The sequence below is a fragment of the Mycobacterium paraseoulense genome (assembly GCF_010731655.1).
Classification (GTDB): Bacteria; Actinomycetota; Actinomycetes; order Mycobacteriales; family Mycobacteriaceae; genus Mycobacterium; species Mycobacterium paraseoulense.
In genome coordinates this window covers 423,021-445,741 of record NZ_AP022619.1, presented here as the reverse complement: position 1 = coordinate 445,741, position 22,721 = coordinate 423,021, and the positions used below count along the sequence as shown (strand labels likewise).

Annotated in this window: 19 protein-coding genes, 1 tRNA gene and 1 pseudogene; 9 read left to right on the top strand and 12 right to left on the bottom strand. The window is 68.7% G+C overall.

All coding sequences use genetic code 11. The features are described from left to right. Positions 1–89 precede the first annotated feature (89 nt). Both G6N51_RS01955 and G6N51_RS01950 read left to right on the top strand, forming a co-directional pair. Positions 90–542, top strand: a complete 453-nt coding sequence (locus G6N51_RS01955) for a Zn-ribbon domain-containing OB-fold protein (protein WP_083171923.1) — start codon at positions 90–92, stop codon at positions 540–542. Beyond that, a complete protein-coding gene (locus G6N51_RS01950; protein ID WP_174814360.1) occupies positions 539–1,747 on the top strand; it encodes a lipid-transfer protein in 1,209 nt (402 codons plus the stop codon). Before G6N51_RS01955 ends, G6N51_RS01950 begins: the two co-directional genes overlap by 4 nt. 106 nt (positions 1,748–1,853) lie before the next feature. Here the strand turns inward: G6N51_RS01950 and G6N51_RS01945 are convergent, their stop codons facing one another. Further along, complete coding sequence (locus G6N51_RS01945) at positions 1,854–2,468, bottom strand: ANTAR domain-containing response regulator (protein WP_163750618.1); 615 nt, start codon at positions 2,466–2,468, stop codon at positions 1,854–1,856. A gap of 114 nt (positions 2,469–2,582) precedes the next feature. Here G6N51_RS01945 and G6N51_RS01940 point away from each other — a divergent pair. Further along, a tRNA-Leu gene (locus G6N51_RS01940) sits at positions 2,583–2,659 on the top strand. 424 nt (positions 2,660–3,083) lie between these two features. Here G6N51_RS01940 and G6N51_RS01935 read toward each other — a convergent pair. Then, complete coding sequence (locus G6N51_RS01935) at positions 3,084–3,272, bottom strand: hypothetical protein (RefSeq protein WP_142274951.1); 189 nt, start codon at positions 3,270–3,272, stop codon at positions 3,084–3,086. 227 nt (positions 3,273–3,499) lie between these two features. Here G6N51_RS01935 and G6N51_RS01930 point away from each other — a divergent pair, with 227 nt between their 5' ends. From G6N51_RS01930 to cydC, 6 genes and pseudogenes are all read left to right on the top strand, one after another. Then, positions 3,500–4,828: an adenylate/guanylate cyclase domain-containing protein gene (locus G6N51_RS01930; protein ID WP_083171967.1), complete on the top strand. Its 1,329-nt coding sequence runs from the start codon at positions 3,500–3,502 to the stop codon at positions 4,826–4,828. Between the two features lie 51 nt (positions 4,829–4,879). Further along, positions 4,880–5,476: an HdeD family acid-resistance protein gene (locus G6N51_RS01925; protein ID WP_372510371.1), complete on the top strand. Its 597-nt coding sequence runs from the start codon at positions 4,880–4,882 to the stop codon at positions 5,474–5,476. Between the two features lie 86 nt (positions 5,477–5,562). Beyond that, positions 5,563–7,035 carry a cytochrome ubiquinol oxidase subunit I gene (locus G6N51_RS01920; protein ID WP_083171920.1) on the top strand — a complete coding sequence of 491 codons (1,473 nt, stop codon included), beginning with the start codon at positions 5,563–5,565 and terminating at the stop codon, positions 7,033–7,035. Between the two features lie 35 nt (positions 7,036–7,070). Further along, a complete protein-coding gene (gene cydB / locus G6N51_RS01915; RefSeq protein WP_083171919.1) occupies positions 7,071–8,111 on the top strand; it encodes a cytochrome d ubiquinol oxidase subunit II in 1,041 nt (346 codons plus the stop codon). 74 nt (positions 8,112–8,185) lie between these two features. After that, on the top strand, positions 8,186–9,799 hold the full coding sequence (gene cydD / locus G6N51_RS01910) for a thiol reductant ABC exporter subunit CydD (protein WP_083171918.1): 1,614 nt from the start codon (positions 8,186–8,188) through the stop codon (positions 9,797–9,799). Beyond that, positions 9,786–11,518, top strand: a pseudogene (gene cydC, locus G6N51_RS01905) (thiol reductant ABC exporter subunit CydC). Before cydD ends, cydC begins: the two are co-directional and overlap by 14 nt. Here cydC and G6N51_RS01900 read toward each other — a convergent pair. From G6N51_RS01900 to G6N51_RS01855, 10 genes are all read right to left on the bottom strand, one after another. Then, positions 11,431–12,828, bottom strand: coding sequence for a bifunctional lysylphosphatidylglycerol flippase/synthetase MprF (locus G6N51_RS01900; protein ID WP_083171916.1), 1,398 nt, complete (start codon positions 12,826–12,828; stop codon positions 11,431–11,433). The pseudogene cydC and the gene G6N51_RS01900 overlap by 88 nt on opposite strands. A 144-nt stretch (positions 12,829–12,972) precedes the next feature. Then, the gene (locus G6N51_RS01895; RefSeq protein ID WP_083171915.1) at positions 12,973–13,872 is read right to left on the bottom strand and encodes an acyl-CoA thioesterase II; all 900 of its coding nucleotides are present in this window, start codon (positions 13,870–13,872) and stop codon (positions 12,973–12,975) included. Between the two features lie 11 nt (positions 13,873–13,883). Continuing rightward, the gene (gene pyk / locus G6N51_RS01890; protein WP_083171914.1) at positions 13,884–15,302 is read right to left on the bottom strand and encodes a pyruvate kinase; all 1,419 of its coding nucleotides are present in this window, start codon (positions 15,300–15,302) and stop codon (positions 13,884–13,886) included. Between the two features lie 65 nt (positions 15,303–15,367). Then, the gene (locus G6N51_RS01885; protein ID WP_232078156.1) at positions 15,368–15,808 is read right to left on the bottom strand and encodes a DUF2752 domain-containing protein; all 441 of its coding nucleotides are present in this window, start codon (positions 15,806–15,808) and stop codon (positions 15,368–15,370) included. A gap of 28 nt (positions 15,809–15,836) precedes the next feature. Continuing rightward, positions 15,837–17,402 carry a prolipoprotein diacylglyceryl transferase gene (locus tag G6N51_RS01880; RefSeq protein ID WP_163750616.1) on the bottom strand — a complete coding sequence of 522 codons (1,566 nt, stop codon included), beginning with the start codon at positions 17,400–17,402 and terminating at the stop codon, positions 15,837–15,839. Further along, a complete protein-coding gene (gene trpA / locus G6N51_RS01875; protein ID WP_083171911.1) occupies positions 17,402–18,214 on the bottom strand; it encodes a tryptophan synthase subunit alpha in 813 nt (270 codons plus the stop codon). Before trpA ends, G6N51_RS01880 begins: the two co-directional genes overlap by 1 nt. Further along, on the bottom strand, positions 18,211–19,473 hold the full coding sequence (gene trpB / locus G6N51_RS01870) for a tryptophan synthase subunit beta (protein ID WP_083171910.1): 1,263 nt from the start codon (positions 19,471–19,473) through the stop codon (positions 18,211–18,213). The genes trpA and trpB overlap by 4 nt, the downstream gene beginning before the upstream one ends. Positions 19,474–19,547: 74 nt before the next feature. Beyond that, positions 19,548–20,366 carry an indole-3-glycerol phosphate synthase TrpC gene (trpC, locus tag G6N51_RS01865; RefSeq protein WP_083171909.1) on the bottom strand — a complete coding sequence of 273 codons (819 nt, stop codon included), beginning with the start codon at positions 20,364–20,366 and terminating at the stop codon, positions 19,548–19,550. A gap of 113 nt (positions 20,367–20,479) precedes the next feature. Continuing rightward, on the bottom strand, positions 20,480–21,160 hold the full coding sequence (locus G6N51_RS01860; RefSeq protein WP_083171908.1) for a TIGR02234 family membrane protein: 681 nt from the start codon (positions 21,158–21,160) through the stop codon (positions 20,480–20,482). Then, positions 21,153–22,691 (bottom strand): anthranilate synthase component I, encoded by a 1,539-nt coding sequence (locus G6N51_RS01855; RefSeq protein ID WP_083171907.1) that lies wholly within the window; start codon positions 22,689–22,691, stop codon positions 21,153–21,155. The genes G6N51_RS01860 and G6N51_RS01855 overlap by 8 nt, the downstream gene beginning before the upstream one ends. Positions 22,692–22,721: the final 30 nt, after the last annotated feature.

Sequence of the window (22,721 nt, the reverse complement as noted above, 5' to 3'; positions counted from 1 at the left end):
CCCGGTACGACGAAGCACGCGCCCCAACCGCCCCGAGCCAGAACTGCAACACGTTTCAGTTTCGTATCGGGGCTGGGTAGTCTGGCCGGGTGCCCGAGGTCACCAGCCAACAACCCGCGATCGACGGATGGTTCGCCACCGACTCGACTACTGACGGGGCCGCCCGCCCCCACTTGATCGGCAGCAAGTGCCCCGTGTGCGGCACCTACGTCTTCCCGCCGCGCGAGAACAATTGCCCCAATCCGGGCTGCGCCAGCGACACCCTGGAGTCCGTCGCGTTGTCGACCCGGGGAAAGCTGTGGAGCTACACCGAGAATCGGTATCCACCGCCCCCGCCCTACCCCGCGGCGGATCCCTTCGAGCCGTTCGCCATCGCCGCGGTCGAACTGGCCGACGAGGGAATCATCGTGCTGGGCAAGGTGGTCGGGGGCACGCTGGCCGCCGACCTGAAGGTCGGCATGGAGATGGAGTTGACCACCATGCCGCTGTTCACCGACGACGACGGCGTGCAGCGCATCGTGCACGCGTGGAAGGTGGCCTGAACATGAGCACACCCGAACCGCTGTACATCCTGGGCGCGGGCATGCACCCGTGGGGCAAGTGGGGCCGCGACTTCACCGAATACGGGGTGGTCGCCGCGCGCGCCGCGCTGGCCGAGGCGGGCCTGGACTGGCGGCAGATCCAATTGGTCGCGGGCGCGGACACCATCCGCAACGGCTACCCGGGCTTCATCGCCGGGTCGACGTTCGCCCAGAAGCTGGGCTGGAACGGCGTGCCGGTCAGCTCGAGCTACGCGGCGTGCGCCAGCGGTTCGCAGGCGTTGCAGAGCGCACGGGCGCAGATCCTGGCGGGCTTCTGCGACGTCGCGCTGGTGATCGGCGCCGACACCACCCCGAAGGGGGCGTTCGCCCCGGTGGGCGGGGAACGCAAGAACGACCCCGACTGGCAGCGGTTCCACCTGATCGGCGCGATGAATCCGGTGTATTTCGCGCTGCTGGCACGGCGCCGGATGGACCTCTACGGCGCGACGTCCGAGGACTTCGCGCAGGTGAAGGTGAAGAACTCACGGCACGGCCTGCAGAACCCGAATGCCCGCTACCGCAAGGAATCCTCGGTCGAGGACGTGCTGGCCAGCCCGGTGGTCAGCGACCCGTTGCGGCAGCTCGACATCTGCGCCACCTCCGACGGCGCCGCGGCGCTGATCGTGGCCAGTGCCGAGTTCGCCCGCAAACACCTCGGCTCGCTCGACGGCGTGCCGTCGGTGCGCGCGGTCAGCACCGTGACCCCGCGCTACCCGCAGCACCTACCCGAATTGCCCGATATCGCAACGGATTCCACCGCCGTCGTGGCCGCCCCCGAGCGGGTGTTCAAGGACCAGATCCTGGATGCGGCCTACGCCGAGGCGGGCATCGGGCCCGAGGACGTCAGCCTGGCCGAGGTTTACGACCTGTCCACCGCGCTCGAGCTCGACTGGTACGAGCACCTCGGGTTATGCCCCAAGGGTGAGGCCGAGGCGCTGTTGCGCAGCGGCGCGACCACCATCGGCGGCAAGGTCCCGGTCAACCCCTCGGGCGGGCTGGCCTGCTTCGGCGAGGCCATTCCCGCGCAGGCCATCGCCCAGGTCTGCGAGCTGACCTGGCAGCTGCGCGGTCAGGCGACCGGCCGGCAGGTGGAGAACGCCACGGTCGGCGTCACCGCCAACCAGGGCCTGTTCGGACACGGCTCGTCGGTGATCGTGACGCGCTGAGCCCCGCCGGGCCCGGTACCCGCGAGCGTGCGCAGTTGTACGCCCCCAACGGCGTGTCGATGTACAGACACGCACGCTCGCGCTGGGGCGCTATCCGGAAGCGGAGCTATTCGTCGGGGGTGTCCAGGGTTTCCAGGACGACTTCGGCGACCCGCTTCATAGTCGTGCGCCGGTCCATGGCGGCGCGCTGAATCCACTTGAACGCCTCGGGCTCGGTCATGCCCTGTTTGGTCTGCAGCAAGCCCTTGGCGCGCTCGACGAGCTTGCGGGTCTCCAGCCGCTCGGACAGCGTCGCCACTTCGCGCTCCAGCTCGGTGATCTCGCTGAAACGGCTGACCGCCAACTCGATCGCCGGGATCAGGTCGCTGATCGTGAAGGGCTTCACCAGGTAGGCCATCGCACCGGCGTCACGGGCGCGCTCGACCAAGTCCCGCTGGCTGAACGCGGTCAGCACGACGATCGGCGCGATGCGCTTGGCGGCGATCTCGGACGCCGCGTCGATCCCGTCCCGGCGCGGCATCTTGACGTCCATGATCACCAGGTCGGGTCGATGTTGTTCGGCCAACTCGACGGCTTCCTGTCCGTCGCCGGCCTCCCCGACGATCTCGTAACCCTCCTCTCGCAGCATCTCGGCGAGGTCCAGTCGGATGAGCGCTTCGTCTTCCGCGATCAGGACCCGGCGCGGCACAGCGGCGTCGGTGTCGGTCGTGGGGCCTGTCATGACGGACATTGTCTCGTGAACGCGTCAGACCAGCGACCGCGGGGGCGGTGACACGGTGGGCGCCAGCAGATCCTCTATGGTGGGAGGCTGCCTCTAAGGTAGGAGGCCGAGTTAGCCCTCGTATCCCAACTGGCAGAGGAAACGGACTCAAAACCCGTCCAGTGTGGGTTCGAATCCCACCGAGGGCACCACACACCGATTGGCAGACAGCCCCCGTCACGCCCTACCGGTCGCCCCGGTCGCGTCGCCTCTCACACGGATGTCGCCTGCGCGATCCCGGCCCGGCATCGCGGGGCCAGATGGCAGACCGGCCGGCCTGCTAACGGATTTCCGATACCGATGTAGCGGCGATGTGACCCGTGCCAACCCTCCGGCTTGGGAAATGCGCAAAACCCGTTCCAAAAGTATGGACTCGCCCGAATTTAGGTACCACGCGCATTTATTGTCCCGCGTTGCATTCAACGGAAGCGTGACGCTCACACGATGAATTCATATTATTTCCGGTACCGCCGACTCACGGTGCAAAACATAATTCGTGGCGGATCCAGTACTCCTTGCGAGCGCGCCATTCCGCGACCGAGACGGGCTACGGGCCGGCAGGGTGTCGTCGCCGCGTCAGTGGCTGATGCACACCTGTTCTTCCGAGTGCACCACGTTGACCTGCATCGGATCGTTCTGCATGGAGTCGGTGGCCACCCGCAACAAGGAGGCCGCTCCGCCGCACCCCACCCCACAGGCGGGCGTTGCGGCCGCGGTGCACGCCAGCATTAGCGCGATTCCGATCCTGCTGCGCAGACTTGCCATACCGCACCCCCGCAATTAGAGGAACACGTGACCCGCATCACAGCCCTACATATGTTTAATAACATGTCGGAAAATTTTGTAAAACCCCTTCAGCGGAAAATCTTTTTTTCAATTTCTCGCGGCCCGGTGCGGTCCAAACATGCGACGGGCATCCGGCACGGGCCCAGGACCCCGATTCGTCGTTGACCGGGCCGACAAATCCGAGCTCAGCGGGTTACGCTTTGAACGTGGCGGCTAAGAAGTGCGGCGCCCCACCCGTGCCAGCTGGCTCGTCGAGAAGCCCGGACTGCGTAGCCGCGGTGCGGGCGCAGACGCGCGACCGCAATCAGCACTACGCCGCCAGCGCCGCGCGCCGCGCCCGAATCCTCACCATCACCGCGTGGTTGGCCGTCACGGTGAGCGTGAGCTTCGTCCTCGTGCAGATCCTCGGCGGATCGTGGGTGTGGCAGTACAGCTCGATCAACGTCCTCGGCGCAATGGTCTTCGCGATGGTCCCGTGGTTGCAGCGCTTCGGCGAGCTGGTCGCCCCACTGACCTTCCTGGGCGCGGCCTACGTGTCGGTCTTCGCGGGCTGCGTGGACGTCGGCACCGGGTCGGGGGCCCAGTACTTCTTCCTGGTGGGCGCCTGCATCGTCGTGCTCCTGCTGGGAATCGAACGCATCGTGTTGGCGTCGGCGCTGGCCGCCGTCGCCGCCGGCCTGATTATCGCCGTCGAATTCCTGGTCCCCCGCGACACCGGGCTGCAGCCGGCCTGGGCCCAGTCGGCGGGCTTTGTCATCACGGTGGTTTCCAGCGTCGTGATGGTGGTCGTGACGGTGTGGTTCGCCCTGCGCGACACCGCGCGCGCCGAGAGCGTGATGGAAGCGCAGTACGAGCGCTCGGAGGCGCTGCTGTCCAACATGTTGCCGGCCAGCATCGCCGAGCGGCTCAAGGAACCCGGGCGCGGCATCATCGCCGACAAGTACGACGTCGCCTCCGTGCTGTTCGCCGACATCGTCGGTTTCACCGAGCGGGCCAGCAGCACCGCCCCCGCCGATCTCGTTCGCTTCCTCGACCGGTTATACGGCGCCTTCGACGCACTGGTGGACAAGCACGGGCTGGAGAAGATCAAGGTCAGCGGCGACTCCTACATGGTGGTCAGCGGGGTTCCGCGCCCGCGGCCGGACCACGCGCAGGCGCTGGCGGACTTCGCGCTCGACATGGCCAATGTGGCGGGCGGACTGCGGGATCCGCACGGCAACGCGGTTCCGCTGCGGGTCGGCATGGCGTGCGGACCGGTGGTTGCGGGTGTCGTCGGTTCCCGGCGCTTCTTCTACGACGTCTGGGGCGACGCGGTCAATGTCGCCTCCCGGATGGAGTCCACCGACTCGGTGGGCCGAATTCAGGTGCCGGAGGCCATGTACGAGCGCCTCAAGGACGAATTCGTGCTGCAGGAGCGCGGCCACATCGACGTCAAAGGCAAGGGCCTCATGCGCACCTGGTACCTGATCGGGCGCAAGGCGCTCGACGAGGCGAGTGACCTGCCGGCCGACGATTCACGCACAGCCCGCGTGTAGCCGAAATGCCCTATCACATGTAGCCAAAGTGCCCTGTACCGAGGGCGGCGTTTGTGTCAGACTGCGGCCATGCAAACCACAACTGGATCTCCCCCCGTTCCAAGTTTGTTGCCGCATCTATGGAAATCGACATTGCTGTCGGGATTTCTCTCGCTTGCCCTCGGCGTGGTGGTGCTGGCGTGGCCCGGAATATCGATCGTCGTCGCCGCGGTCGCCTTCGGCGTCTACCTGCTGATCACCGGTGCCGCACAGGTGTTCTTCGCATTCAGCCTGCACGTCTCGGCGGGAAGCCGGATCCTGCTGTTCATCAGCGGCGCGGCCTCACTCATCTTGGCGTTGTTGGCATTTCGCCATTTCGGTCAGGGCTACGCAATCCTGTTGCTGGCCATCTGGATTGGCATCGGATTCATTTTCCGCGGTGTCGGGACGACGGTTTCGGCGATTCAGGACCCGTATCTGCCGGGGCGCGGATGGGCGATCTTCATCGGCGTGATCAGCCTGCTCGCCGGCATCGTCGTGCTCGCGTCGCCGCTTGAGTCGATCGTCACGCTGGCGCTGGTGGTCGGGATCTGGTTCGTGGTCCTCGGCGTCTTCGAGATCGTGTCGTCCTTCGGCATCCGGAAAGCTTCGAAGACCCTGACCGGCTAAGGCGGCTGGTGGTAGCGCCGCCCCCAACCCTTCTACTACACTCCGTAGTAGCGGACCCCGCTGCTACGCAGTCCCGGGAGTGACAGATGAATGTCGTCGATATTTCGCGGTGGCAGTTCGGTATCACCACCGTCTACCACTTCATCTTCGTGCCGCTCACCATCGGTCTGGCACCCCTGCTCGCCGTCATGCAGACGGTGTGGGTGGCCACAGGCAACACCGCGTGGTACCGCCTCACCAAATTCTTCGGCAAGTTGTTCTTGATCAACTTCGCCATCGGCGTGGCGACCGGCATCGTCCAGGAATTCCAGTTCGGCATGAACTGGAGCGAGTATTCGCGGTTCGTCGGCGACATCTTCGGCGCGCCCCTGGCCATGGAAGGCCTGTTCGCCTTCTTCTTCGAGTCCACCTTCATCGGGTTGTGGATATTCGGCTGGGATCGGCTGCCGAAGCTGATCCACCTGGCCTGCATCTGGATCGTCGCGATCGGTGTCAACGTATCCGCGTTCTTCATCATCGTGGCGAACTCCTTCATGCAGCATCCGGTCGGCGCGCACTACAACCCGACGACGCATCGCGCCGAGCTGGACAGCATCACCGCGCTGCTGGGCAATAACACTGCGCGGTGGGCGTTTACCCACACGGTCACCGGCGCGTTGCTGACCGCTGCCACGTTCGTCGCGGCCGTCAGCGCCTGGTTCCTGGTCCGCTCGCGCCGCGCGACGACCGCCACCCCGGCCGCCGAATCGGACGCCCGCACCATGTTTCGCCCGGCGGCCATCCTGGGCTGCTGGGTGGTGCTGCTCGCGGCCGTCGGCCTGTTCTTCACCGGCGACCGCCAGGGCAAGCTGATGTTCGTTCAGCAACCGATGAAGATGGCGTCGGCCGAGACGCTGTGCGACACCCAAACAGACCCGGACTTCTCCATCCTGACGGTAGGCCGGCACAACAACTGTGACGGGGTCAAAGGTGTCCTACAGGTGCCATACGTGCTGCCGTTCCTCGCCGAGGGCCGCATCAGCGACGTCACGTTGCAGGGCGTGCGCGATATCCAGCGGGACTTCGAGTATCGGTTCGGGCCGAACGACTATCGGCCGAACCTGTTCGTCACCTACTGGTCGTTCCGCGCGATGATCGGGTTCCTGGCCGTTCCGATCCTGTTCGCGCTCGCGGCGCTCTGGCTCACCCGCGGCGGGCGGGTGCCCAACCAGCGGTGGTTTTCCTGGCTGGCGCTGCTGACGATTCCCACCCCGTTCCTGGCCAACATCTCCGGGTGGGTGTTCACCGAGATGGGCCGGCAACCCTGGATCGTCGCGCCGAATCCCACGGGCGACCAACAGGTTCGGTTCACCGTCCACGAGGCCGTCTCGCAGCACGCGCCGGGCATGGTCATCACCTCGCTGGTGACCTTCACCCTCGTCTACGCGGTGCTGGCGGTCATCTGGTTCTGGTTGCTCAAGCGGTACGTCGCCGAAGGGCCGCGGGAACACGACGCCGAGCCGGCTCCCCCGCCGGCACCCGGCGAGGACGAAGTGGCGCCACTTTCGTTCGCCTATTAACCCCGGCCCACCAACTGCAGAAAAGGAGCTGACCGATGGGACTGCAGCAGTTGTGGTTCGGCATTATCGGATTGCTGTTCCTGGGTTTCTTCGTCCTGGAGGGCTTCGACTTCGGCGTCGGCATGTTGATGGAGCCGCTCGCCCGCGTCGGTATCGGTGAGCCCGAGCCCATCCGGCGGGCGGCGCTGAACACCATCGGCCCCGTCTGGGACGGCAACGAAGTGTGGCTGATCGTGGGCGGCGCCGCCATGTTCGCCGCGTTCCCCGGCTGGTACGCCACCGTGTTCTCCACGCTGTATCTGCCGCTGCTGGCCATCCTGTTCGGCATGATCCTGCGCGCCGTTGCCATCGAGTGGCGCGGCAAGGTCGACGACACAAAGTGGCGGGCCTGGGCCGATTTCGGCATCGCCGCCGGTTCCTGGCTGCCGGCCGTGTTGTGGGGCGTGGCGTTTGCCATCCTGGTGCGCGGGCTCCCCGTGGGCGGCGACGGCCAGGTCCACCTGTCGATCACCGACGTGCTCAACGCCTACACCCTGCTGGGCGGGTTGGCCACGGCCGGACTGTTTCTGCTCTACGGCGCGGTGTTCATCTCCTTGAAGACCTCCGGCGCCATCCGCGACGACGCCCACCGGCTGGCGGTGTGGCTGTCGCTTCCGGTGACCGGACTGGTTGCGGGCTTCGGGATCTGGACGCAACTGGCCCACGGAAAGGACTGGACCTGGCTGGTCCTTGCGGTGGCGGTGGTGGCGCAGCTCGCGGCCGTCCTGCTGGTGTGGCGGCGTGGGTCCGACGGCTGGGCGTTCGCGTGCGCGGCGACCGTCGTTCTGTCGGTGGTGATCCTGTTGTTCGGCGCGCTGTACCCGAACCTGTTGCCCTCGACGCTGAACGAGCAGTGGAGCCTGACGATCTACAACGCCTCGTCGACGCCCTACACCCTCAAGGTCATGACGTGGGTGACCGCATTCATGGCTCCGCTGACGGTGGTGTACCAAGCGTGGACGTACTGGGTTTTCCGGCAACGGATCTCAGCTGAGCGGATACCGCCGTCCATCGGCCTGGCGAGGCGGGTGTCCTGAGCGCAACGGACTCGCAGGCCGGATCACAAGCGCGGGGACCCCTGGACCCGCGACTGTGGCGGGCATCGAGCGCGTTGCGCCGCTACCTGACCGCGACGGTTTGCTGCGGCGTGGTGGTCGCCGGCTGCGCGATCGGCTCGGCGATCGTGCTGGCCGGCGTGGTCGCCCGCGCCGTGAACGATCGCTCGTCGCACAGCGTGCGGGCGTGGCTCGGGCCACTGTCGATCCTGTTGGCGCTGTGGACCATTCGCACGCTGGCCCAGTGGCTTCAGGGTCGCCTGGGCCAACGGGGCGCCAGCGCAGTCATCGCCGATCTGTCCGGTCAGGTGCTGACGGCGGTCACGGCCCGCCAGCCCGGTGAACTCGCGGCCCAACGCGATGACGCCGCGGTGGTGGTCACCCGAGGCCTCGACGGCCTGCGGCCCTACTTCACCGGGTACCTGCCCACATTGCTGCTCGCCGCGATCCTGACGCCGGCGACCGTCGCCGTGATCGCGGTCTACGACCTGAAATCGGCGGCAATCGTGGCCATCACCCTGCCGCTCATACCGATCTTCATGGTGCTCGTCGGGCTGGCAACCGCCGACCGGTCCGCGGCGGCCCTGGCCGCCATGACGACGTTGCAGGGACGGTTGCTCGATCTCATCGCCGGCATCCCCACGCTGCGGGCGTTGGGACGCGGCCGGGGACCGGAACGCCGCATCGCCGAACTCGCTGCCGCGCATCGCCGCTCGGCCATGGCGACGCTGCGGATCGCCTTCCTGTCGGCGCTGGTGCTGGAATTACTGGCGACACTGGGCGTGGCTCTGATCGCGGTGGGGATCGGCCTCCGCCTGGTGTTCGGCGAAATGACGCTGGCGACCGGCCTCACGGTGCTGTTGCTGGCACCGGATGTCTACTGGCCGTTGCGCCGCATCGGAGTGGAATTCCATGCCGCCCAAGACGGACGGACCGCCGCCGACAGGGCCTTCGCCCTCATCGGCGGGCCTACCCCCCGGGAGATCCGGGAGCGGACGGTCACCGCCCGCGGGGCCCAGATCCGCCTCGATCGACTCAGCGTCGCCGGCCGCGACGGCGACGCGCCCCGCGACCTCACCGCGGTCGTCGAACCCGGCTCGGTGACGGTGCTCACCGGACGCAACGGCGCGGGCAAGACCACCACGCTGCAGGCAATCGCCGGGGTCACCGTGCCGTCTTCCGGCCGAGTCACGGTGGCCGGCGTCGATGTGGCCGACCTGGAGCCCGGCGCATGGTGGCGGCAGTTGTCCTGGCTTCCGCAGCGCCCGGCGCTGGTCCCGGGCACGGTCCGGGACAACCTGCTGCTGTTCGGTGAGCTCGACGACCTCGAAATAGCATGCGCGGCATCCGGTTTCGACGTGGTGCTGGCCGAGCTGCCCGACGGACTGGACACCGTGCTCGGCCGCGGCGGCGTCGGCCTGTCACTGGGGCAGCGCCAGCGGCTGGGCCTCGCCCGGGCGCTCGGATCCGCGGCGGCCGTGCTGTTGCTCGACGAGCCCACCGCACACCTGGACGGCCGCGCCGAGGACCGCGTGTTGCGGGCGATCGCGGAGCGCGCCCGGGCCGGTGCGACCGTGGTCGTCGTCGGGCACCGCGAGCCGGTCCTCGCCATCGGCGACCGGGTGGTCGAAGTGGCCGCCGACAGTGGAGCGCGTTATGCCCCAGTCTGATCCGCTGTTGGCAGCCGCGGCGCTGCTGCGGCCGCGGCTCCCCCGCATCGTGGCGGCCGTCGCGCTGGGCGTCGCATCGCTGGGCAGCGCCCTCGCGCTGGCGGGTGTGTCGGCCTGGCTCATCACCCGGGCCTGGCAGATGCCGCCGGTGCTGGACCTGTCGGTCGCGGCCGTCGCCGTGCGCGCGTTCGCGATCTCGCGGGGCGTCTTGCACTACTGCGAGCGGCTGGTCACCCACGACACCGCGCTGCGCGCGGCCGGAACCGCCCGCGCGGCGATCTATCAGCGGCTGGCCCACGGTCCCGCGGCGGCCGTCGTTCGGCTGCACAGCGGCGAGCTCGTCGCGCGCGTGGGCTCGGACGTCGAAGAACTGGCCAACGTGTTGGTGCGTGCCGTGGTGCCGATCGGGGTCGCGGCGGTGCTGGGGCTGGCGGCGACCGCGGTGGTCGCGGCCATCTCGCTGCCGGCCGCGGCGGTGCTGGCGATCTGCCTGCTGGTCGCGGGGTTCGTCGCACCACGGCTCGCAAGCAGGGCCGCGGCGAGCCAGGAAACCCTTGCGCGGCAGCATCATTCCCAGCGTGACACGGCGGCGATGATCGCACTGGAACACGCGCCCGAGCTCCGCGTCGCCGGCCTGCTTCCGCGCGTCATCGCCGAATCGCAACGCCGCCAACGCGCCTGGGGCGCCGCCCTGGACGCCGCCGCCAGGCCGGCCGCCGTCGCCGAAGCCGTGCCGACCGCCGCGATCGGGGCCAGCGTGCTCGGCGCGGTCGTGGCGGGCATCGGGTTGGCGCCCTCTGTCGCACCCACCACGCTCGCGGTCCTGATGTTGTTGCCGCTGTCGGCGTTCGAGGCGATGACCCCGCTGCCGGCCGCCGCGGTCCAGCTGACGCGGTCGCGCATCGCCGCGCGCCGGCTGCTCGATCTGACGACCGACGACGCAGACCGGCCCGAGCAGCCGGCGGCCCCGCCGAGAGCGGCCGGCGCCGCCGCGTTGTCCGCCGACATCCGGTCCGGGCACGCGGCGGCGACCCGCTCGAACCGCGTCACCCTGGACCTGCCCCCGGGCGCCCGGCTGGCCGTCACCGGTTCCAGCGGTTCCGGCAAGACCACGCTGTTGATGACGCTCGCGGGGCTGCTGCCCCCGCTGGAGGGACGGGTGACGCTCGACGGCATCGACGTGATCGACTTGCGGGAAGAGGACTTGCGTGCCGCCGTCGGCTTTTTCGCCGAGGACGCGCACGTCTTCGCCACCACCGTCCGGGACAACCTGCTGGTCGCCCGCGGGGACTGCCGCGACGCCGAACTGGAGGTCGTGCTGGACGCGGTGGGGCTCGGCGACTGGCTCGCCGGTTTGCCCGCGGGCCTGTCGACGGTGCTGACCGGTGGCGCGCAAGCGCTTTCGGGCGGTCAGCGCAGGAGGCTGCTGCTGGCGCGGGCGGTGCTCTCACCCGCACGGATCGTGCTGCTCGACGAGCCGACCGAACACCTGGACGCCGCGGACGCCGACCCGATCCTGCGCGACCTGTTGGCGCCGAATTCCGTTCTGATGTCGCCCGATCGGACCGTGGTGGTGGCCACCCACCACCTGCCCGCCGACATCGGCTGTCGCGAACTACGCATCGATGCGCTCAGAGGTGTCGCCGGCGCGGCATGAATTCGAGCGAGAGCAACACGATCAACAACGGGACTAGCTGCGTCAGCGAGATCAGCGCGTAGCGCCGGGCGTCCAGCGCGTGGAACTTGCGCACGTACCGGTACAGCGACTCGAGCGCGATCAACGGGTCGAGGACATGGATCAACCGATAGAAGACGCGCTGGGCGCGGCTGCGATTCTTCTCGTCGAAGATCTCCGGGAAGGCCGCGAAGGCGAGCGAAAGCCGTTGGGCGCCTTTCTCTTTTCCGTCCATGATCATGTCGACGCTGAGCCGTTCGTCGATTCCGTTGGGCGCACCGCGCCGGCGCCACGGCACGTCGAGGGTGATGTCGCTGCCGCCGCCGGCCGTCGCGTACCGGTGGAACCCCTGCACCTTGCCCGAGGCGTCCCTGGCGACGATCAGCTGGATGCCGGGGAACCGGCCCTCCAGCACACCGTCGAGGTTCATGTGGAACCCGCGATCGGTGTGGGCCCCCTTGCTCGACGCCCGCACCACGTCGGTCAGCTCGGCCAGTTGCTCGGGGCTGAGTGCCTGCTCCGCGACGATCTCGGTGGTGATGCCGCAGTTGTGGGAGCGCTGCACCGCCTGGCGCAGGTTGCGGAACTTGCGCCCCACCATGTCGAAACCGGTGACGTCGACCACGACGTCGCGCCCGATCGGCACGGCGCGCAACGACTGCCCGATCACCGCGGCGTCGTTCCACAGGTCGAGCCGCCGCTCGCCGCAGCCCACCACCGCGATGCGCCAGCCGTGGGTGTGACACATGGCGGCGAAGTCGGCGACCAGCCCGGGGAATCGGGTCTCGTCGCCGATCGGGTCGCCGCCGACCACGGCGATGCCCAGGCGCGTCCGATACGCCAGCGCCGCGCTGCCGTCCACGGTGAAGTGGTAGCTCTTGCCGGTCTGCATCGCGAACGGCGCCAGCGGGTCGTCCGCGGTGGCCTGGATCAGCTTCCAGACCCGGGGCAGATCCTCGGGACGCGGATGTGACGACGTCGGCCACATCAGCACCATGCCGGAGCTGGCGATCACCACGTCGCCGAGCAGGTCGAAGGCCAGCACGTGCAGGCCCAGCCCGGCGAGCACGAACAAGCCGGCGGCGGCGGCGTGCATGGCCGTGACCGGACGGCCCAAGAAGATGCCGCGCGCGATCCACGCCACCGCGACCAGAACCGTCAGCGACCAGGCCAATCGGTCGGTGTAGTACCAGGCCGGCTGGTCGTGGTGGCGAACAAGGATCTCCGCCAACCAGCAGGTGGCGCTGAGCAGGGCCAGCGCACCGATCAACCGGGCCGCCCGAGAATCGACGGAGACCACGACGCGTTCGCGGGCGCGGGGCTTCGCCGAGACGTCGACCAAGGGGCCGCTCACTACTCACCTCCCGATGCGCTGACGTTCCAGCTGGGCGGCTGGTCGCCACCTCCGCACCGAATACCCGGCAGCTAAAAACTTACGCGCCATCCCGGCCAGGCCGGGCCGGATTGGGCGCGATGTCCTGCGGGTATTCCGCCCTGTCTATCGGCGGGCGGGCGGAAAGTATTTCAGCACCCCTTCCTGCACCACCGTGGCGACGACCTGCCCGGAGCGATCGAAGAAGTGGCCGGTGCCGAGCCCCCGCGAATCCGCGGCCACCGGCGACGACGTCGAATACAGCACCCAGTCGGCGAAGTTGACCTGCCGGTGAAACCACACGGAATGGTTGGCGGAGGCCGCGAAGATGCGGTCGAAACCCCAGGACAGGCCGTGAGTGGTGATCACCGAGTCCAACACGGTGGTGTCCGAGGAGTACACCATGGCGGCGGTGTGCAGGACCGGGTCGTCGGGCATGATGCCGCCGGCCTTCATCCAGACCCGGTTGTGCGGCAGCCGGTCGCCCTTCTCCCGCATCACCCAGGCCGGGTCGTTGGTGTAGCGCCACTCGATCGGCTGCAGGGCGTTGACGAAGTGCGGGACGGTCTCCTCGTAACCGCGGAGCAGCTCACCGAGCGGCGGCTGGGCTTCGGGCTCGCCCACCTGCGGCGGGTCGACGGCGTGTTCGAGGCCGCGGCCGCCGGACATGTAGGAGATCATCGCGGAGGACACCAGCACGCCGTCCTGCACGGCGTCCACCCGCCGGTTGGCGAAGCGCCGCTCGTCCCGCAGCCTGGTGACGTGGAACTCGATGTCCTTGGCGGTGTCACCCCCGTTGACGAAGTGCACGGACAGCGCGCTGGGCGGCAGGTCGTCGCGGACCAGCGTGCGGCTGCCCGCGACGAACGACTGGGACATGAGCTGCCCGCCGAAGGTTCGCATCGGGTTCTTGCTGGGATGTGACCCGACGAAGAGCTCATCGGTGACGCGGTTGAGGTCGAGAACCGCCAGCAGTTCCTCGAAATCAGAATTGGTGCTGATCGCGGCGTCTCCTACTGGTCCCATGGGTCTTAGCGCTAAACGTCGTCCTCGCCGATCCGGTGCACATGGATCAGGTTGGTCGAACCCACTGTGCCAGGTGGCGCGCCGGCGACGATGACCACCAGGTCACCGCGCTTGTAGCGGCCGAGTTCGAGCAGCGACTTGTCGACCTGGCGGATCATGCCGTCGGTCGAGGTCATCATCGGCACGATGAACGTCTCGGTGCCCCAGGTCATGGCGAGTTGGCTGCGCACCTCGGGCCACGCGGTGAAGGCCAGCAGCGGCAGCGGGGTGTGCAGGCGCGCCAGCCGCTTGACGGTGTCGCCGGACTGGGTGAACGCGACCAGCGCCTTGGCGTCCAGGCGCTCGCCGATGTCGCGGGCGGCATACGAGATCACGCCTCGCTTGGTGCGCGGCACGTGCGTCAACGGCGGGGCGGCGGTCGAGTTGTCCTCGACCGCGCAGATGATCCGCGACATGGTGCGGACCGCCGCCAGCGGATACTTCCCGACCGACGTTTCGCCGGACAACATCACCGCGTCGGCGCCGTCGAGCACCGCGTTGGCGACGTCGGAGGCCTCGGCGCGCGTGGGCCGCGAGTTCTCGATCATGGAGTCGAGCATCTGGGTCGCCACGATGACGGGTTTGGCGTTCTCCCGGGCCATCTGGATGGCCCGCTTCTGCACCAGCGGCACCTCTTCGAGCGGCAGCTCGACGCCGAGATCCCCGCGGGCCACCATGATGGCGTCGAAGGCCAGCACGATCGCTTCCAGATTGTCGACGGCCTCCGGCTTTTCCAGCTTGGCGATCACCGGCACCCGCCGCCCGATCCGGTCCATCACCTCGTGCACCAACTCGACGTCGGACGGCGAGCGCACGAATGACAGCGCGACCAGGTCGACACCGAGATCCAATGCGAAGGTGAGGTCCTCGATGTCCTTCTCCGACAAGGCCGGTGCGGACACGTTCATGCCGGGCAGCGAGATGCCCTTGTTGTTGCTGACGGGGCCGCCCTCTTCGACGGTGCAGATGACGTCGTCGCCGTCGATGCGCTCGACGACGAGCCCGACCTTGCCGTCGTCGACGAGCACCCGGTCCCCGACCGTCGCGTCCGCGGAAAGCTTCTTGTAGGTGGTCGACACGCGGTCGTGGGTGCCCTCGCAGTCCGCGACGGTGATACACACGGTTTCGCCGTCGGCCCAGTACGTGGACCCGGTGGCGAAACGCCCCAGCCGGATCTTCGGGCCCTGCAGGTCGGCGAGCACACCGACCGCGCGGCCGGTGGTGTCGGAAGCGGCCCGCACCCGCTCGTAGGCGGCTTTGTGGTCGGAGTAATCGCCGTGACTGAAGTTCAGCCGGGCGACGTCCATTCCGGCCTCGACCAGCGCCAGAATCAGTTCGTCCGAATTCGTCGCAGGGCCAAGGGTGCAGACGATCTTTCCGCGTCTACTCACGCCGACACAGCATAGTCGCGTGGGGACAGCCCGGTCCGACCGAACGGGGTTCGCGCTCTGGGCGCCTAACCACTGTTAATCGCCGGAAAAAGCGGGAAGCCGGGCAGGTTACGCAGCACCGTCCATGCGATGACGGCCACCACCATCGCCAGCCAAACCGGCGTCGACGGCGCCGGTTTGCCGCGGCGGCGGCGCATCAGCAACCATCCGGCCAGCATCGGGAGGCCGACGAGCAGGAGAACGTTGTCGTTGATGGCGGCGAGTAGGTCGCCGTGCAGCAGGTCGTTCGTCATGCGCAGACCACCGCAGAACGGGCAGTTCCAGCCGGTGAGCCACTTGAAGGGGCACTGCGGATACAGCGAATTCGTGTCGTGCGGGTCGACCAGGCCTACGTAGCCGAGTGCGCCGCCCAGCGCCAACGCGGTTCCGGCCGCGGCGTACCGGCGCTGACGCCGCGGTCCGTGACACTGGTCTGCCGCTCGTCCGGCGGGATTGGGCTGCGTCACGTGTTCAGCATGCCAGACCGCGCGGCCATCAGGGGTTCGACGACCGGTTCCTTCGCAGCCTCCACCGACCGCGGGTTCGCGTCTGCGCCTCGGTGGCGGAAGCGTTTTCGCCTGGCTCCTGCACCGGTTCGGAGTCATCGCCCGGCTCTTCGCCTTCGGTCGCCGACTCCTCGGCCGCTTCCGCGTCCGGCTCTTCTTCGGCTTCGGGCTCGGCCTCTTCCGGCTCCTCGGCCTCGGATTCGGCTTCGGGCTCGGCCTCTTCCGCGTCCGGCTCTTCTTCGGCTTCGGGCTCGGCCTCTTCCGGCTCCTCGGCTTCGGATTCGGCTTCGGGCTCGGCCCCTTCCGCGTCCGGCTCTTCTTCGGCTTCGGGCTCGGCCTCTTCCGGCTCCTCGGCTTCGGATTCGGCTTCGGGCTCGGCCCCTTCCGCGTCCGGCTCTTCTTCGGCTTCGGATTCGGGCTCGGCCCCGTCCGGCTCCTCGGCTTCGGATTCGGGCTCGGCCCCTTCCGGCTCCTCGGCTTCGGATTCGGCGTCGGGCTCGTCCGCAGCGGCCGCTGTGACCGTCTCGGGCTCGTCTACGTGGGGAGCCCCATCCTCTTCAGCCGACTCGGCGGGCTCATCGTCGTCTCCCCCGCTACCCGCCGCGGCCACCGCAGTCGCCGCCTCAGCCGCGACGGTCGGTGACTCGTCCGCCGGCACCGCCTCCGCGGGTTCCTCCTCGGCGTGCTGCTCGGTGCCGCGCAGGCTCTCGGGGTCCTCGCGCCCCTTCGGCGCCACCATGAGGTACACCACGGCGCCGATGAACACGAAAGTCGATGTGAACGAATTGATCCGGATGCCCGCGATGTGGGTGGCGGTGTCGTCGCGCAGCAGCTCGACGCCGAAGCGCCCGACGCAGTAGGCGGCCACATACAGCGCGAACAGCCGCCCGTGGCCCAGCGTGAACCGTCGGTCCGCGTAGATCAAGAGGGCGAAAACCAGGACGTTCCAAATCAATTCGTAGAGGAACGTCGGCTGGACGACGAGCGCCACCTGGCCCGTCGAGACACCGTCCAGCGAATGCGGGTCGATGTATCCCGACGGGTCGCGCCGGTAGAAGATTTCCAGACCCCACGGCAGCGTGGTCTCCCGGCCGTAGAGCTCCTGGTTGAAGTAGTTGCCGAGCCGGCCGATGGCCTGCGCCAGAATGATTCCCGGCGCGATCGCGTCGGCGAAGGCGGGCAGTGGAATGCCGTGACGCCGGCAACCGATCCAAGCGCCGACGCCACCGAGGGCCACCGCGCCCCAGATGCCCAGGCCGCCGTCCCAAATGCGCACCGCCGCGCTCAGCCCGGCGCCGCCCGGCCCCCAATAGGTCCGCCAGTCGGTGGCCAGGTGATAAAGCCGGCCGCCGACCAGCCCGAACGGCACCACCCACAGCGCGATGTCATAGATGACCCCGCGCTGCCCGCCGCGGGCCTCCCAACGCCGGTCGCCGAGCAACAGCGCCACCACGATGCCGGTGATGATGAACAACGCGTAGGCGCGAATCGGCAGCGGTCCGAGGTGCCAGACACCCTGGGACGGGCTGGGAAAGTATGTCGGCAACATCGTCATCAGGCGGACGCCCTCTGCCGAACCCCGGCGGCCAGTTCCTCGGTCAGCGCCCGCAACGCGGGCAACCCGCCGTCGCCGAGCGCCGACACCAGCGCCGAACCGACGATGACGCCGTCGGCGTAACTGCCGATCTGCGCCGCCTGCTCGCGTGAGCGCACGCCGAGGCCGACGCCGACGGGTATGTCCGACACCGCCTTCACCCGTTGCACCAGTTCGGGCGCCGCCTGCGACACCGCGTCACGCGCTCCGGTTACCCCCATCGTGGAAGCAGCGTAGACGAATCCCCGCGATGCCTCGACCGTCATCGCCAACCGTTGCGGCGTCGATGACGGCGCGACCAGGAAAATGCGATCCAACCGATGCTCCTCCGCTGCCGCCAGCCACTGCCCGGCCTCGTCGGGGATGAGGTCCGGAGTGATGAGGCCGTGCCCGCCGGCCGACGCGAGATCCCGCGCGAACGCGTCGACCCCGTAGCGCAGCACCGGGTTCCAGTACGTCATCACCACCGCGCGCCCCCCGGCCGCGCCGATCGCCTCGACGGCGGCGAGCGTGTCCCGGACCCGCACTCCCCCTCGCAGCGCGACCTCGGTGGCCCGGGCGATGGTCGGCCCGTCCATGCCTGGATCCGAATAGGGCACACCGACTTCGATGATGTCACAACCGGATTCGACCAGGGCGAGCATTCCGTCGACCGATGCCGGCACGTCGGGATACCCGGTGGGCAGGTAGCCGATCAGCGCCGCGCGATTGTCCTTGCGGCACGCGTCGAAGACCGGCCCGAGCCTGCTGGCCTGCCTCTGTTCCACGGTCATCGCTCGCCGGGCCCCATCAGGCCGAACCATTTCGCGGCCGTCTCGACGTCCTTGTCACCCCGGCCCGACAGGTTCACCACGATGACGGCGCCCTGCCCCATCTCGTGGCCCAGCTTGACCGCGCCCGCGACGGCGTGCGCCGATTCGATGGCCGGGATGATGCCCTCGGTGCGGCAGAGCAGCGCGAACGCATCCATCGCCTCGGCGTCGGTGATCGGCCGGTATTCGGCACGCCCGATCTCCTTCAGATACGCGTGCTCGGGGCCCACCCCCGGGTAGTCCAAACCCGCTGAGATCGAATGTGATTCGATGGTCTGGCCGTCCTCGTCCTGCAGCAGGTAGGAGAACGACCCCTGAAAGGCGCCTGGTGAGCCGCCGGCGAATGTCGCGGCGTGCCTTCCGGTTTCGACGCCGTCGCCGGCCGCCTCGAAGCCGACCAGTCGCACCCCCGGATCGTCGATGAACGGATGGAAGATGCCGATGGCGTTGGATCCCCCACCGACACAGGCCACGACCGCGTCGGGTAACCGGCCCGCCTGGGCCTGGATCTGCACGCGCGCCTCCAACCCGATGATCCGCTGAAAATCGCGCACCATCGCCGGAAAGGGATGCGGGCCCGCCGCGGTGCCGAAGCAGTAGTAGGTGCGCTCGGCGTTGGTAACCCAGTCGCGAAACGCCTCGTTGATGGCGTCTTTGAGTGTTTTCGAGCCGCTCTGGACGGACACCACCTCGGCGCCCAGCAGCCGCATCCGCGCCACGTTGAGCGCCTGGCGCGCGGTGTCCACGGCGCCCATGTAGATGACACACTCCAGCCCGAGCAGGGCGCACGCGGTGGCGGTGGCGACGCCGTGCTGACCGGCGCCCGTCTCGGCGATGACCCGGGTCTTGCCCATTCTCTTCGCCAGCAACGCCTGACCGAGGACGTTGTTGATCTTGTGAGAACCGGTGTGGTTCAGGTCCTCTCGCTTGAGAAAGATCCGCGCCGAGCCCGCATGCCCGGACAGCCGGGTGGCCTCGTACAGCGGCGACGGCCGGCCGGCGTAGTTGGCCTGCAGGTCGTCCAGGGTGTCCAGGAAATCGGGGTTGATGCGTTCCTTCTCGTAGGCGGCGGTGACCTCTTCGATCACCGCCATCAACGCCTCCGCGACGTAGCGCCCGCCGTACACACCGAAATGGCCACCCGCATCGGGTTCGTGGCGGGTGGGTTCGGCGACGGCTGCACTCGGAAGGGGAAGGTCCGGGCGGGACAGGTTGACCATCACCAAGGCTCTACGCGGGGATGGCTCATGAGGTTCAACGTTTCAGCGCCGGGGCTCTTCAAGTGGCGTCACGACTAGCGAGACGGTTTCGGACAGGACGGGTGGGTACCGGCGGTGACCAGGTCCGCGACCGCGGCGCGCGGGTCACCGCTTTTGACCAGACCCTCACCGACCAACACGGCGTCCGCACCGGCGCCGGCATACGCCAACAGATCCCCGGTGCCACGGACACCGGACTCGGCGATCCTGATCACCTTGCTGGGCAGCCCGGGGGCGATGCGCGCGAAGCAATCCCGGTCGACCTCCAGCGTGGCGAGATCGCGTGCGTTGACCCCGATTACGTTGGCCCCCGCCTTCAGCGCCCGGTCGGCCTCCTGCTCGGTGTGCACCTCGACCAGGGCCGTCATCCCCAGTGATTCGGTGCGGTCCAGCATCGACACCAGGGCCGACTGGTCCAGCGCGGCGACGATGAGCAGCAGCATGTCGGCGCCGTGCGCGCGGGCTTCGTGGATCTGATACGGCTGCACGACAAAGTCTTTGCGCAACACCGGTATCGAGACCGCGGCCCGGACCGCGTCGAGGTCGTCGAGCGACCCGTGAAACCGTCGCTCCTCGGTCAAAACGCTGATGATCCGGGCCCCGCCATCCTCGTACGCCCGGGCCAGTTTTGCCGGATCCGCAATGGTGGCCAGGGAACCCGCCGACGGGCTGGCGCGCTTGACCTCGGCGATGACGCCGATGCCGGGCTCGCGCAGGGCGGCCATCACGTCACGCGGTGGCGGCGCGGCGGCGGCGGCGGCCTTGATTTCGGACAAGCTGATGAGGGCTTCGCGCGCGGCAACGTCGGCCCGGACTCCCTCGAGGATGGAGTCAAGCACGGTAGCCGGACTCATGCCTGTTGCTTCCCTTCGCGCTGTCACACATCGTCATCCCACGGCCAACCTGACAAATCCGAGCCGATCGCGACGACGTGAATGAAGGGTAGCGGCCCTCGGCTCGCGGCCCGTCACCGACCCTCGGTGTCCGAGTCGCGGGGCCGATCGGTCGGGTCCCGCGTTGGGTCGCAGCCCTCGTCAAGCGCGTCCCAGATCATCCGCTCCGACATTTCCGGCGTCTCCGGCTTCTCCAGCATCGCGCCATCGGCGTCGTCGCGTAGCGCATTCGAGCGGCGCGTCGCCGGCGCCGCATACTTTTCCGCGCTCAGCCGCGCCGACCCCGAATCGCCGGCCGACCGCAGCAACAGGACGGCCGCGATCAGGGTGCACGCCGCCGCGCCGACCGCGATGCCGGCGCCGACGTAGCGCCGTTCGCTGCCGACCAGCGTCATCACCGCGACGTGCGCCAGGTCGGCCCCGCGTACGGCGACGTCCGGGAGCACCCACAGGCTGACGCCGAGGTATCCGACGGCCAGGCTGGCCACCGCCAGCAACCCCGCCAGCACCCGCAACGGCCAGCCGCGCACCGCGATCGCCGCCACGGCCGTCGCCAGCATGAGCACCGCCAACGGCAACAGGGCCGTGGACCACGACGCGCCGGACAGCGTCACCTCGCGGGGCGGACCCAACCCGTCGAACGACCGGATCACCACCCACGGCAGCCGGGACGCCGCCCACAGCGCCGCCGCGGATGCCACCAGCAACACCTGGGCCACCCCGACGACCAGCCGGTTGGGCCGGGCCTCAGACACGGCGGTCGGCCTCGGGGGCGGTCAGGGTCTCGGCGGCGGCGATCGCGTTGAGCACCGCGCGCGCCTTGTTGGAAGCCTCGGTGTACTCGTAGGGACCGTTCGAGTCGGCCACCACCCCGCCACCGGCCTGCACATAGGCGGTGCCGTCGCGCATCAGCGCGGTCCGGATGGCGATCGCGAAATCGGCGTTGCCGGCGAAGTCGAGGTAGCCGACGACGCCGCCGTAGAGTCCGCGCCGCGTCTTCTCCACCTCCTCGATGAGCTCCATCGCCCGCACCTTCGGCGCGCCCGACAGCGTCCCGGCCGGGAAGCAGGCCGTCACCGCGTCCAGGGCGGTCCGGCCCTCGGCGAGCATCCCGGTCACCGTCGACACCAGGTGCATGACGTGGCTGTAGCGCTCGATGTGGCTGTAATCCTCGACGCGCACCGTGCCCGGCGCGCAGACCCGGCCCAGGTCGTTGCGACCCAGGTCGACGAGCATCAGGTGCTCGGCGCGCTCCTTCTCGTCGGCCAGCAGTTCCTTTTCCAGCAGCTGATCCTCTTCGTCGGTCTGCCCACGCCACCGGGTGCCAGCGATCGGGTGCGTCGTCGCCCAGCCGTCGTGGACGGTGACCAGCGCCTCGGGGCTGGATCCGACGACCGAAAAGTCGGTTCCCCCAGTGCCGTTCGGGACATGCAGCAGATACATGTAGGGGCTCGGGTTGGTGACCCGCAGCATCCGGTACACGTCGATCGGATCGACAGCGGTGTCCATCTCGAAGCGCTGGGACGGCACGACCTGGAAGGCCTCACCGGCGGCGATCTGGTCCACGAGGTAGTCGACGATCTTGCCGTACTCCTCGACGGTGCGCTGCGCGCGGTACCGCGGCTCGGGCCGGTCGAACGTGGCGACCGCCGACGGCAGCGGCTGGCCGAGCGCCGAGGTCATCACGTCGAGGCGGGCGACCGCGTCGTCGTAGGCCTCGTCGACCCTCTCGTCGGTGCCGTTCCAGTTCACCGCGTTGGCGATCAGCGTGATGGTGCCCTCGTGGTGGTCGACCGCCGCCACGTCGGTGGCCAGCAGCAGCAGCATGTCCGGCAGGTGCAGGTCGTCGACGGCCAGTTCGGGCAGGCGTTCCAGGCGCCGCACCATGTCGTAGGCGAACAGGCCGACCATGCCGCCGGACAGCGGCGGCAGGCCGGGCAGGGTGCCGGTGGCCAGCAGCTCGAGGGTGGCCCGCAGGGCGTGCAGCGGGTCGCCCCCGGTGGGCGCGTCCTGCGGCACGGTCCCCAGCCAGACCGCTTCGCCGTCGCGGACGGTCAGGGCCGAGGGTGCGCCCGCGCCGATGAACGACCACCGCGACCAGGACCGCCCGTGCTCGGCGGATTCCAGCAGGAAGGTACCCGGGCGGTTGGCGGCGAGCTTGCGGTAGGCCGACAGCGGCGTCTCGCTGTCGGCCAGCACCTTACGGGTCACCGGAACCACGCGGTGCTCGGCTGCGAGCTGGCGGAAGTCCTCTCGTGAGGTCGTCGCGGCGAGGTGGGCGTGCACCGAACCATCCTCGCAGACGGGCTGATCAGC

Excerpts from the sequence above, each read along its gene's own strand:
- trpC (WP_083171909.1), bottom strand. The coding sequence starts at position 20,366 with ATGAGTCCGGCTACCGTGCTTGACTCCATCCTCGAGGGAGTCCGGGCC.
- cydB (WP_083171919.1), top strand. The coding sequence starts at position 7,071 with ATGGGACTGCAGCAGTTGTGGTTCGGCATTATCGGATTGCTGTTCCTG.
- trpB (WP_083171910.1), bottom strand. The coding sequence starts at position 19,473 with ATGGTCAACCTGTCCCGCCCGGACCTTCCCCTTCCGAGTGCAGCCGTC.
- G6N51_RS01895 (WP_083171915.1), bottom strand. The coding sequence starts at position 13,872 with ATGGGACCAGTAGGAGACGCCGCGATCAGCACCAATTCTGATTTCGAG.
- G6N51_RS01920 (WP_083171920.1), top strand. The coding sequence starts at position 5,563 with ATGAATGTCGTCGATATTTCGCGGTGGCAGTTCGGTATCACCACCGTC.
- G6N51_RS01880 (WP_163750616.1), bottom strand. The coding sequence starts at position 17,402 with ATGACGATGTTGCCGACATACTTTCCCAGCCCGTCCCAGGGTGTCTGG.
- G6N51_RS01945 (WP_163750618.1), bottom strand. The coding sequence starts at position 2,468 with ATGACAGGCCCCACGACCGACACCGACGCCGCTGTGCCGCGCCGGGTC.
- G6N51_RS01935 (WP_142274951.1), bottom strand. The coding sequence starts at position 3,272 with ATGGCAAGTCTGCGCAGCAGGATCGGAATCGCGCTAATGCTGGCGTGC.
- trpA (WP_083171911.1), bottom strand. The coding sequence starts at position 18,214 with ATGACCGTGGAACAGAGGCAGGCCAGCAGGCTCGGGCCGGTCTTCGAC.